Genomic DNA, 10,942 nt, shown 5'->3' with positions numbered 1-10,942 from the left:
CCTTGGGCATCGTGACGAACACGCCGCAGCCTGTACCTGCCTCGCAACCCATCCCTGATTCGACCGCCGCCATGAAGTCGGCGGTGAAGTGGGGTGTGATGGGGCTGATCGCGCTGGCCGTGGTCGGCGCGCTCCTGGGCGGGCTCTTCGCCGGTAAGGAAGGCGTCTACGGCGCTTTGATCGGCGCAGCCGTAGGCGGCGGGTTCATCCTGTTCACGGCGTTGGGCGTGCTGCTCACAGCGAAGCTGCCTGCGCTCACGGCCGGTGCAGTTCTGCTCGGTACCTGGCTGCTGAAGATGATTCTCGCGATGGTGGTTCTCTTTGTCCTCTCGGACATGGATTTCTACAACAAGACCGCCCTCGTCCTGGTCATCATCATGTCGCTGGTCGTGGTGCTCGGTGCGGAGACTTACGGCGTCCTGGGAACCAAAACTCCGTACGTCGATCCCACTCCCAGCAGCAACGTCGACGACGACGAGTAGTACTACAAGAGGTAACTGATCGGACTTCCAGGTACCCCATCTACACAATGTCGTAGATGACTTGATAAGGTTCGGTTCAAGCGAGAGCAATGGTGGGCCGAGTAACACTCAGCCGACGATGCCATGTGCTCGCAGGTGGTCGAAATTCTGACCACTGAGTCGACGAGAGTCGCCGACACCGACAGACGCCAGGCCCCTCTAGGGTTCTCCAGCTGCTGACGAATGCGCGAGTCGAACTTGTCGACTTGTAGATCGTCAATGTCCGATCGAACCGCAGTCAATGATGGCTGCGGACCGACTACGGGAGAGAACGCTGAGCGTCACCACCCTGGCCGCGGATGAATTCCATGCGCCGTCACTAGACGATTTTTTCCCGCCCTCCGTGTTGATCCACGCGGGCCCCTTCGAGCTCGACCGTCTGATGCTGATTCGTCTGCTGATGTCGGTGCTGGTCGCAGCCTTCTTCGTGATCGCGATGCGCAGCCCTCGATTGGTTCCCCGCGGACTTCAGAACGCCGCTGAGCTTGCGCTCGACTTCGTTCGGATCAACATCGCCGAGGAGATCCTGGGCAAGGAACAGGGCAAGCGCTTCCTGCCGGTCATCACGACGATCTTCTTCATCGTGGTCGCCAGCAACCTGGCCAGCATCATTCCTTTCCTGAACATCTCGCCGAACGCACGAATCGGTATGCCCCTGGTACTCGCGGCGCTCGCCTACATCGTGTTCAACTACGTCGGAATCAAGAAGTACGGCTTCTTCAAGTACGTCAAGAGCAGCATCGTCGTTCCCGGCGTCCCGCTGCCCCTGCACTTCTTGTTGGTGCCCATCGAGTTCATCTCGACCTTCATCCTGCGCCCGTTCACGCTGATGGTTCGTCTCATGGCCAACATGTTGGCCGGCCACATCCTGCTGGTGCTGTTCTTCAGCGCGACGAACTACTTCTTCTTCGTGTCCGGCGGATTCCAGGCGATCTTCGGTGTTCCGTCGATCATTGCCGGTATCGCATTCACGTTCTTCGAGCTGCTGGTCATCTTCCTGCAGGCTTATGTGTTCGCGCTGCTGACCGCGGTGTACATCGATCTGGCGCTCCACGCCGACGAGCACTGACCTTTTACCTCCTCACCAGCTACACCAAGAACTGAGCCTCTTGCCGAATCCGGCGGAGGTCAACAGAAAGGGAATGGAACACCATGAGCATCGCTTACCTCGCTCAGGAAGTTGTCGAGACCAAGTCGCGCGGCTACGGAGCCATCGGCTACGGCCTCGCAGCAATCGGCCCCGGCATCGGCGTGGGCATCGTTGTGGGCAAGGCAATCGAAGGCATGGTCCGCCAGCCCGAGATGGCCGGCCAGGTTCGTACCACCATGTTCCTCGGTATTGCATTCACCGAGGCCCTCGCGCTGATCGGCCTCGTCGCCGGCTTCATCTTCTAAGACCGACATGGCAGCCACCATCGCAATTCTCGCGGCGGAGGGGACGACTGAACACAATCCCCTCATCCCCGAGACATACGACATCGTGTGGTCCGCGGTCGCGCTCGTAGTAGTTGGTTTCGTCTTCTGGAAGCTCGTTCTTCCGAAGTTCCAGAAGGTCTTGGCCGAACGCACCGAGCAGATCGAGGGCGGCATCAAGAAAGCCGAAGACGCACAGGCGGAGGCAGCAGCAGCGCTCGAGCAGTACCGCGCGCAGCTCGCCGAAGCTCGTACCGAGGCAGCGCAGATCCGTGAGGAAGCGCGTACCCAGGGTCAGCAGATCATCGCTGACATGAAGGTTCAGGCGCAGGACGAGAGCGACCGCATCGTGGCCGCAGGCCACAGCCAGCTCGTCGCCCAGCGTCAGCAGATTGTCGCTGAGCTCCGCTCGGATCTCGGCAAGACCGCTGTAGACCTGGCCGAGAAGGTCATCGGGGAGTCCCTCGCCGACGACGTGAAGCGCGCCGGAACGGTTGATCGTTTCCTCAACGAGCTCGACACCGTCAGCGCTGATTCAGCCAGGAAGTGAGCAACATGTACGCAGCGAGCCGTGAAGCCTTGGCGCAGACTCGTTCTGCGCTGAGCAGTGCCCTGGGCGCCGTCTCTGCAGGAGCCGCAACTGCTGCTTCTGCTCAGGCTGGGTCCGAGCTCTTCTCGGTGGTCGAGGTACTCGACGGCCAGCGCGCTCTTCGCAGCGCGCTGGCTGACGCTTCGGCACCGGCCGCTGGTCGCCAGGCTTTGGCAGAGCAGTTGTTCTCCGGAAAGGTCGGCGCCGAGGCGCTCGCCACCGTGAAGGCAGCTGCAGGCCAGGACTGGTCTGCGGCCCGCGACTTGGTCAACTCGCTCGAACTGCTCGGACGCGAAGCTCTGCTCCGCGCCGCAGCCGATCAGAGCCAGTTGGACACCGTTGAGGACGAGCTCTTCCGTCTCGGTCGCATCGTGGCAGGGGATCCCAGCCTGGAGCAGACGCTCTCGGATCTGTCGGTTCCCGCAGCCCGCAAGCGTGAGTTCCTCTCCCGCTTGCTCTACGGCAAGGTCACCGCGGTCACCGAGGCACTCGCCGGACAGGCTGTCGGCCGGTTGAAGTCTGCACCCGCAGACACTTTCGATCAGCTGTCGAATCTTGCCGCAGCGCAGCGCGATACCACCGTTGCTCACGTTCGCAGCGCCTCGGCGTTGAGCTCGGAGCAGTCGGATCGCTTGGCGAGCACTCTTACCCGCACCTACGGGAAGCCGGTAGCAGTGCACGTCGAGGTCGATCCAGAACTCCTCAGCGGCTTGGTCGTCCGGGTGGGCGACGAGGTTATCGACGGCAGCGCAGCGGGTCGACTCGCAGCACTGCGGAAGAACCTCAAGTAGTCCTTCAGCCGAACACATACTCCAGATCTTTTCGAAGACCAGACACCGAGAGCAGGAAAAACATGGCGGAGCTGACGATCTCCTCCGACGAGATCCGTAGCGCGATCGACAACTACACCGCGAGCTACTCCCCGGAGGCCTCCCGTGAGGAGGTCGGCACAGTGACCGACACCAGTGACGGCATTGCGCACGTCTCTGGCCTGCCTTCGGCTATGTCCAACGAGCTGTTGGAGTTCCCCGGTGGAATCGTCGGCGTCGCGCTCAACCTGGATGCCACCGAAATCGGTGCCGTCATCCTTGGCGATTACCAGAACATTCAAGAAGGCCAGGAAGTAAAGCGCACGGGCGACGTTCTGTCGGTTCCCGTCGGCGATGCTTTCCTCGGCCGCGTCATCGACCCGCTGGGTGCGCCCATCGACGGCCTCGGCGAGATCGAGAGCACCGAGAACCGTGCACTCGAGCTCCAGGCCGCTTCGGTGCTCGAGCGCCAGCCGGTCGAGGAGCCGCTCCAGACCGGTATCAAGGCTATCGACGCCATGACCCCGATTGGCCGCGGCCAGCGCCAGCTCATCATCGGCGACCGCAAGACCGGCAAGACCGCGGTCTGCATTGACGCCATCCTGAACCAGAAGGCCAACTGGGATTCCGGCGATGTCAACAAGCAGGTGCGCTGCATCTACGTTGCCATCGGTCAGAAGGGTTCCACCATCGCGGGCGTCAAGGCTGCCCTCGAGGAGAAGGGCGCGATGGAATACACCACCATCGTTGCTGCTCCGGCATCTGATTCCGCAGGCTTCAAGTGGCTCGCACCGTACACCGGCTCGGCCATCGGCCAGCACTGGATGTACCAGGGCAAGCACGTTCTGGTCGTGTTCGACGACCTGACCAAGCAGGCAGAGGCGTACCGCGCCATCTCGCTGCTGCTGCGTCGCCCGCCGGGACGCGAGGCTTACCCCGGTGACGTCTTCTACTTGCACTCCCGTCTGCTGGAGCGTTCGGCGAAGCTGTCCGACGCACTCGGCGGCGGCTCGCTGACGGCTCTGCCGATCATCGAGACCAAGGCGAATGACGTCTCGGCGTACATCCCGACCAACGTCATCTCCATCACCGACGGTCAGGTGTTCCTCGAGTCCGACCTGTTCAACAAGGGCGTTCGCCCCGCGATCAACGTCGGTATCTCGGTCTCCCGCGTCGGTGGCGCTGCACAGACCAAGGGCATGAAGAAGGTTTCCGGTTCGCTGCGTCTGGAACTGGCTCAGTTCCGTGAGCTCGAAGCGTTCTCCGCTTTCGCATCCGACCTCGACGCTGCCTCCAAGGCTCAGCTCGAGCGCGGTGCCCGTCTGGTCGAGCTGCTCAAGCAGGATCAGTACAGCCCGATCCCTGTCGAGGACCAGATCGTCTCGATCTACCTGGCCGGCGAAGGCATCTTCGACAGCGTTCCGATCGGCGACGTCCGTCGCTTCGAGAAGGAACTGCTCGAAGACCTCAAGCACTCGGCTGCTGGCGTCTACTCCAGCATCAACGGCGGTAAGGCACTCGATGCCGACAACGCTGCTGAGCTGATCGCCGCGACGAACAAGTTCAAGGAAGGCTTCATCGCATCCGACGGAAGCCGGGTCGTGAACGAAGCCGAGGCTGACGCTTTGGGCGCCGACGAGGTCGCGAACGAGCAGATCAACGTCAAGCGCAAGACCGTCAGCAAGTGACGTACGCGCCCATGACACTGCGAATTCCGAAGGGAGAGTGATTGATCGATGGCGAGCATTCTCGAATTGCGGTCTCGTATCAAGTCGGTCAACTCGACCAAGAAGATCACCAAGGCACAGGAACTGATCGCGACTTCGCGTATCACCAAGGCTCAGATTCGCGTCGCCGCGTCCAAGCCGTATGCCGAGGAGATCACGAAGGTACTCACCGAATTGGCGAGTGCGTCTGCTTCGCTCGATCACCCGTTGCTCAACGAGCGTCCGGAGCCCAAGCGGGCAGCGGTCCTCGTTGTCACCAGTGACCGCGGCATGTGTGGTGGCTACAACTCCAACGTCCTCAAGCAGGCAGAAGAGCTCATGGCTCTCCTCCGCAGCGAGGGCAAGGAGCCGGTCGTGTACGTGCTCGGTTCCAAGGGGCTCGGCTACTACACGTTCCGCGGCCGCGACATCGGTGCTGCGTGGACCGGCTTCTCGCAGGATCCGGGTTACTCGGATGCAGCGAAGGCCAGCCGCCACCTGGTGGAGCTGTTCATGGCTGGTTCGGGTAACCAGGTTGCCGCTCCGAACGGTGAAGGCACGATCGAGGGCGTCGACGAACTCCATATCGTCTACACCCGCTTCGTGTCGATGCTGACGCAGACTCCCGAGGTTCGCCGTATGGCTCCTCTCGAGGTCTTCGTGTCGGAAGAGCGCATCGAACTCGGTGACGACATGCTGACCAACGGCCACGACGACGACCATGACAATGGCCCCGTCGCGGACTTCAGCTTCGAGCCCGAGCCCGAGAAGCTTCTCGGCGCTCTTCTCCCGAAGTACGTCAGCACTCGTATCTTCTCGTCGCTTCTCGATGCTGCGGCATCGGAGTCGGCAGCCCGTCGTACTGCCATGAAGGCCGCGACGGACAACGCAAACGAACTGGTGAACACGTTGAGCCGTCAGGCCAACCAGGCTCGCCAGGCCCAGATCACCCAGGAAATCAGCGAGATCGTCGGCGGCGCCAACGCGCTCGCCTCGAGCGCAGGAAGTGACTAGCACATGACCGCAGCAGTAACCGAAAACAACGGGGCAGGTTCGGCTTCGGCCGTAGCCGGCCGCGTCGTGCGGGTCATCGGTCCCGTCGTGGACGTTGAATTCCCGCGTGGCGCTGTTCCTGAACTGTTCAACGCCCTGAACGCCGAGATCACGCTTCCCTCGGTCGCCAAGACGCTGACGCTCGAGGTTGCACAGCACCTCGGTGACAACCTGGTCCGCACCGTCTCCATGCAGCCCACCGACGGCCTCGTCCGCGGCACTGCAGTGACCGACTCGGGCAAGCCGATCTCGGTTCCCGTCGGTGACGTCGTCAAGGGCCACGTGTTCAACGCACTGGGCGATTGCCTCGACACCCCGGGCCTCGGCCGCGACGGCGAGCAGTGGGGAATCCACCGCAAGCCACCAGCCTTCGATCAGCTCGAAGGTAAGACCGAGATCCTCGAGACCGGCATCAAGGTCATCGACCTCCTCACCCCGTACGTCAAGGGTGGAAAGATCGGCCTGTTCGGTGGCGCCGGCGTCGGCAAGACCGTTCTGATCCAGGAAATGATCACGCGTATCGCTCGCGAGTTCTCGGGCACCTCGGTGTTCGCAGGCGTCGGTGAGCGTACCCGTGAGGGCACCGACCTCCACCTGGAAATGGAAGAGATGGGCGTCCTCCAGGACACCGCCCTTGTCTTCGGCCAGATGGACGAGCCCCCCGGAACGCGTATGCGCGTCGCCCTGTCCGCACTGACGATGGCGGAGTACTTCCGCGACGTTCAGGGCCAGGACGTTCTGCTGTTCATCGACAACATCTTCCGCTTCACGCAGGCAGGCTCCGAGGTTTCCACCCTCCTCGGCCGTATGCCTTCGGCAGTGGGCTACCAGCCCACGCTGGCGGACGAGATGGGTGAGCTCCAGGAGCGCATCACCTCGACCCGTGGTCGCTCGATCACCTCGCTGCAGGCTATTTACGTGCCCGCCGACGACTACACCGACCCCGCGCCGGCTACGACGTTCGCGCACCTCGATGCCACCACCGAGCTTTCGCGCCCGATTTCGCAGATGGGTATCTACCCCGCTGTGGATCCGCTGAGCTCGACCTCCCGCATCCTGGAGCCCGGCATCGTCGGTGCCGAGCACTTCCGCGTTGCCAACGAGGTCAAGCGCATCCTGCAGAAGTACAAGGAACTGCAGGACATCATCGCCATCCTCGGTATGGACGAGCTTCAGGAAGAGGACAAGGTCCTCGTCGGCCGCGCCCGTCGTATCCAGAAGTTCCTCGGCCAGAACTTCATCGTTGCCGAGAAGTTCACCGGTGAGCCCGGCTCCGTCGTGCCGCTCCGCGACACGATCGAAGCCTTCGACCGCGTCTGCAAGGGCGAGTTCGATCACCTGCCCGAGCAGGCATTCAACAGCTGCGGTGGACTCGACGACGTCGAGGCTGCAGCCAAGAAGATGGCCGGGAAGTAGTCCACGATGGCTGAGATGACCGTAGAACTCGTTGCCGTCGAGCAGCGCTTGTGGTCTGGTTCGGCGACGCTGGTCAGCGCTCAGACCACCGAGGGTGAAATCGGAATCATGCCTGGGCATGAGCCGGTCCTCGGCCAGCTGATCGAGGGCGGAACCGTGTCGATCACCTCGGTCGACGGCGAGCGTATCGTTGCTGCGGTACACGGAGGATTCCTCTCCGTCACTGCGACGACGGTGACGATCCTTGCCGAGTCCGCGGACATGGCACAGGACATCGACGTCGAGGCAGCCAAGGCTGTCTTGGCCGAGAACTCGGGCGACCTCGAAGCGATTGCGGTCGCCAAGGGTCAGCTCCGGGCCGTCGAGCGCGCGTAAGTTACTCGAGTAAAGCCGCGACGGGAGCCGACGAACAGTGACATTCGGAATGACTGTGTTGATCATTCTGGTTGTGCTGCTCGCGGTTCTCGTCGCGGCTTTTCTGTATCGTCTGCTGGTTCTGCGTCGCGGCGGTACCGCTGCACTGCTTCGTGTTCTGCCATCCCCGGGGGACAGCGGGTGGCGTCACGGAATCATTCGCTACGGCGAAAGCACCTTTGTCTTTTTCAAACTGTCGAGTCTGCGGCCGGGCCCGGACTCCAGGATCGATCGTCAAGGTATCGAGGTCGAGAGCCGTCGTTCTCCCTCGGGTACCGAATTCGACATCATGAGCGACGACATCGTCGTGGTCAAGGTCAATGACGGCTCGTCGGCCTACGAAATCGCTTTGGACAGTGGAGCATTGACAGCGTTCCTGTCCTGGGTGGAATCGCGGCCGGACGGGCGCGCCCGTAGGCGACGCACCGCCTGACCGGTCCCGCTCAAGCCCCGGCGCCGGGCTTCCAGAGCACGTCACCTTCAGGATTTGCCACTCTTCCCATGATGAAGAGCAGATCCGACAATCTGTTGAGGTATTTCGCGGGGAGCACGCTCGTGTCTTCCGGGTTCGCATCGATGGCGGACCAAGCCGCACGCTCCGCACGCCGCGAGACGGTTCTTGCTACGTGAAGCAGGGCCCCCAAGGCGGTACCGCCCGGCAGAATGAACGAATTCAACGGTGCCAGTTGCTCATTGAGCTCATCGCACCATCCTTCGAGTCGATCGATGTAGGACTGAGTCACTCGTAGCGGCGGGTACTTCGGGTTCTCGACCACGGGGGTGGACAAGTCGGCCCCTGCGTCGAAAAGGTCGTTCTGGATCTGGCGCAGCATTGCGAGGAGATTCTCCGGGGGAGTGGCGAGGGCAACGGCCACACCGATCGCTGCATTGGTCTCGTCGCAATCCGCGTATGCGATCAGACGCGGATCGTTCTTGGACACGCGGGAAAAATCGCTGAGGCCCGTGGTCCCGTCGTCGCCGGTCCGGGTGTAGATCTTCGTCAGGTGAACAGACATAGGGCTACGGTACCGGCGCGGTGCCGACGAGGTTGTGGCTCTAGGCTGTGAACCGTGAGTGAGCACTTTCTTGTGACCGGGGGTAACCGCCTCGAAGGTGAAGTACTGGTGGGAGGGGCCAAGAACAGTGTGTTGAAGCTGATGGCCGCGGCGCTGTTGGCCGAAGGCACCACTGTCGTGACCAACTGCCCGGACATTCTCGACGTACCGCTGATGGCGGACGTTCTGAGAGGTCTGGGCTGCGAAGTCGAACTCGAAGATTCCGAAGTGCGGATCACGACGCCGGCCGAGCCGAAGTATCACGCTGACTTCGATGCGGTGAAACAGTTCCGAGCGTCAGTGTGTGTTCTCGGTCCGCTGGTCGCGCGTTGTCGACGCGCTGTTGTTGCCTTGCCTGGCGGTGACGCCATCGGTTCGAGGCCCCTCGACATGCACCAATCCGGGCTCCGCCTGTTGGGTGCGTGCAGCGAGATCGAACACGGATGTGTAGTTGCCGAGGCAGACGACCTGCATGGAGCGAACATCCGCCTGGTCTTCCCGTCTGTGGGTGCAACCGAGAACATCTTGATGGCAGCGGTCCTCGCCCGTGGTGAGACAGTGATCGACAACGCTGCACGTGAGCCCGAGATCGTGGATCTGTGCAACATGCTCAACGAGATGGGCGCCAAGGTATCTGGCGGCGGAAGTTCGACGCTCACCATTCAAGGCGTCCGCAAGTTGGAACCGACTACGCACCGCGTCATCGGTGATCGGATCGTTGCCGCAACATGGGGTGTCGCTGCCTCCATGACCAGGGGTGACGTCCGCGTTCGCGGGGTGAACCACAAGCATCTCGGACTGGTCCTCGACAAGCTTCGGACGGCCGGCGCGGAGGTGACTCCCGAGGTTGACGGTTTCCGCGTCATTCAGCGTGAACGGCCTAAAGCGGTCAATTTCGCAACGTTGCCGTACCCCGGATTCCCGACCGACCTGCAGCCGATGGCAATCGGTTTGGCTGCGGTTGCCGAAGGCACGTCGATGATCACCGAGAACGTGTTCGAATCGCGCTTCCGATTTGTCGAGGAAATGATCCGACTCGGCGCCGACGCTCGTACTGACGGTCACCATGCGGTGATCCGCGGAGTTCCGGTGTTGTCGAGTGCACCGGTGTGGTCTTCGGACATTCGGGCCGGCGCCGGGCTCGTGCTTGCGGGGTTGGTTGCGGACGGAACCACCGAAGTTCACGACATCTTCCACATCGACCGTGGGTACCCGCGATTCGTCGAGAATCTCCGTGGACTCGGGGGAGTGATCGAGCGGGTGGGCTCCGAATAGCTTCGGTGCTCGGCGTCACACTCGGGCCTATTCGCAGTTGGCGGAAAAGCTCAACGGTCTGACCTGGCCTTAATCGGCCAATTCGGTGTGGTGACCAGGCGATTTGTGAATTGATTGAAGGTTCGCGTAACTTATTCCAGGTCAGAGCGACACGGACACCGACTCCCACCTGCGAGGGTGAGTGACACGAGGTTGTACGAAGTGCCTGGCGAACACAATCCAGTTTTTCTTCACGGGGTTCCGGTTTGCGCCGGTGACTTGGTTGGGATAGGCTGGAAAAGTTGCCCCGGAGCGGCGGCCATAGGGTCGTGGTGATGGTGTGTGCGTGTTCTTTGAGAACTCAACAGTGTGTCGATGAATGTCAGTGCCAAAATTTTTTTGGTACTTCACATCCGCGAATGATCAACCGCCTCTTGGGGTTTGGTTGGTTTGTGTGTGGTGTGAGTATTTTTCGTCGGTGATTGTTCATTCTTCCGTCTGAATGGTTGCCGACACATTTTTTGCTAGTTGAGTTTTTTTGCTAGTGATTTGACTCTTTTTGTCTATGACTGATTAGCCGGCCTTCGGGTTGGTGATATCTAGAGTCTTCAACGGAGAGTTTGATCCTGGCTCAGGACGAACGCTGGCGGCGTGCTTAACACATGCAAGTCGAGCGGTAAGGCCTTTCGGGGTACACGAGCGGCGAACGGGT

Annotated in this window: 12 protein-coding genes and 1 rRNA gene (1 of these 13 cut by a window edge); 12 read left to right on the top strand and 1 reads right to left on the bottom strand. The window is 61.5% G+C overall.

Annotation, left to right across the window (positions count from 1 at the left end):
- The first annotated feature begins 11 nt into the window (after positions 1–11).
- The 10 genes from KTR60_RS18685 (at position 12) to KTR60_RS18640 (ending at position 8,354) form a co-directional block, all read left to right on the top strand.
- On the top strand, positions 12–482 hold the full coding sequence (locus KTR60_RS18685) for a glycine zipper family protein (protein ID WP_019749175.1): 471 nt from the start codon (positions 12–14) through the stop codon (positions 480–482).
- Between the two features lie 280 nt (positions 483–762).
- Positions 763–1,590: a F0F1 ATP synthase subunit A gene (gene atpB, locus KTR60_RS18680; protein WP_042445557.1), complete on the top strand. Its 828-nt coding sequence runs from the start codon at positions 763–765 to the stop codon at positions 1,588–1,590.
- Between the two features lie 83 nt (positions 1,591–1,673).
- Positions 1,674–1,916 carry an ATP synthase F0 subunit C gene (locus KTR60_RS18675; protein ID WP_003941327.1) on the top strand — a complete coding sequence of 81 codons (243 nt, stop codon included), beginning with the start codon at positions 1,674–1,676 and terminating at the stop codon, positions 1,914–1,916.
- A 7-nt stretch (positions 1,917–1,923) separates the two neighbouring features.
- Entirely contained in the window at positions 1,924–2,484 is a 561-nt protein-coding gene (locus KTR60_RS18670) for a F0F1 ATP synthase subunit B (protein WP_003941337.1), read from the top strand.
- Positions 2,485–2,489: 5 nt separating this feature from the next.
- On the top strand, positions 2,490–3,314 hold the full coding sequence (locus KTR60_RS18665) for a F0F1 ATP synthase subunit delta (RefSeq protein ID WP_003941304.1): 825 nt from the start codon (positions 2,490–2,492) through the stop codon (positions 3,312–3,314).
- 62 nt (positions 3,315–3,376) lie between these two features.
- A complete protein-coding gene (gene atpA, locus KTR60_RS18660; RefSeq protein WP_007726218.1) occupies positions 3,377–5,020 on the top strand; it encodes a F0F1 ATP synthase subunit alpha in 1,644 nt (547 codons plus the stop codon).
- Positions 5,021–5,068: 48 nt separating this feature from the next.
- Positions 5,069–6,052, top strand: a complete 984-nt coding sequence (locus KTR60_RS18655; RefSeq protein WP_003941320.1) for a F0F1 ATP synthase subunit gamma — start codon at positions 5,069–5,071, stop codon at positions 6,050–6,052.
- A gap of 3 nt (positions 6,053–6,055) precedes the next feature.
- Entirely contained in the window at positions 6,056–7,507 is a 1,452-nt protein-coding gene (gene atpD / locus KTR60_RS18650; RefSeq protein ID WP_003941349.1) for a F0F1 ATP synthase subunit beta, read from the top strand.
- 6 nt (positions 7,508–7,513) lie between these two features.
- Positions 7,514–7,882, top strand: coding sequence for a F0F1 ATP synthase subunit epsilon (locus KTR60_RS18645; RefSeq protein WP_003941287.1), 369 nt, complete (start codon positions 7,514–7,516; stop codon positions 7,880–7,882).
- A gap of 49 nt (positions 7,883–7,931) precedes the next feature.
- A complete protein-coding gene (locus KTR60_RS18640) occupies positions 7,932–8,354 on the top strand; it encodes a DUF2550 domain-containing protein (protein ID WP_029255703.1) in 423 nt (140 codons plus the stop codon).
- A gap of 10 nt (positions 8,355–8,364) precedes the next feature.
- On the opposite strand, the gene KTR60_RS18635 is transcribed toward KTR60_RS18640, so the two are convergent.
- Positions 8,365–8,937 (bottom strand): cob(I)yrinic acid a,c-diamide adenosyltransferase, encoded by a 573-nt coding sequence (locus KTR60_RS18635; protein WP_116056461.1) that lies wholly within the window; start codon positions 8,935–8,937, stop codon positions 8,365–8,367.
- A gap of 54 nt (positions 8,938–8,991) precedes the next feature.
- Here KTR60_RS18635 and murA point away from each other — a divergent pair, with 54 nt between their 5' ends.
- The gene (gene murA, locus KTR60_RS18630) at positions 8,992–10,251 is read left to right on the top strand and encodes a UDP-N-acetylglucosamine 1-carboxyvinyltransferase (RefSeq protein ID WP_228401139.1); all 1,260 of its coding nucleotides are present in this window, start codon (positions 8,992–8,994) and stop codon (positions 10,249–10,251) included.
- 587 nt (positions 10,252–10,838) lie between these two features.
- Positions 10,839–10,942 (top strand): 16S ribosomal RNA (locus KTR60_RS18625) (it continues 1,414 nt past the right edge of the window).

Origin of the sequence: Rhodococcus sp. C1, from assembly GCF_020809065.1 — a bacterium.
GTDB lineage: Bacteria > Actinomycetota > Actinomycetes > Mycobacteriales > Mycobacteriaceae > Rhodococcus_F > Rhodococcus_F qingshengii.
The sequence above is the reverse complement of the archived record's forward strand: the minus strand, read 5'-3'. Positions and strand labels throughout refer to the sequence as shown.

Coding starts and splice junctions, on each gene's coding strand:
- KTR60_RS18675 (WP_003941327.1), top strand. CDS start 1,674: ATGAGCATCGCTTACCTCGCTCAGGAAGTTGTCGAGACCAAGTCGCGC.
- KTR60_RS18670 (WP_003941337.1), top strand. CDS start 1,924: ATGGCAGCCACCATCGCAATTCTCGCGGCGGAGGGGACGACTGAACAC.
- KTR60_RS18645 (WP_003941287.1), top strand. CDS start 7,514: ATGGCTGAGATGACCGTAGAACTCGTTGCCGTCGAGCAGCGCTTGTGG.
- atpA (WP_007726218.1), top strand. CDS start 3,377: ATGGCGGAGCTGACGATCTCCTCCGACGAGATCCGTAGCGCGATCGAC.
- KTR60_RS18640 (WP_029255703.1), top strand. CDS start 7,932: ATGACTGTGTTGATCATTCTGGTTGTGCTGCTCGCGGTTCTCGTCGCG.
- atpD (WP_003941349.1), top strand. CDS start 6,056: ATGACCGCAGCAGTAACCGAAAACAACGGGGCAGGTTCGGCTTCGGCC.
- KTR60_RS18665 (WP_003941304.1), top strand. CDS start 2,490: ATGTACGCAGCGAGCCGTGAAGCCTTGGCGCAGACTCGTTCTGCGCTG.
- KTR60_RS18635 (WP_116056461.1), bottom strand. CDS start 8,937: ATGTCTGTTCACCTGACGAAGATCTACACCCGGACCGGCGACGACGGG.
- atpB (WP_042445557.1), top strand. CDS start 763: ATGATGGCTGCGGACCGACTACGGGAGAGAACGCTGAGCGTCACCACC.
- KTR60_RS18655 (WP_003941320.1), top strand. CDS start 5,069: ATGGCGAGCATTCTCGAATTGCGGTCTCGTATCAAGTCGGTCAACTCG.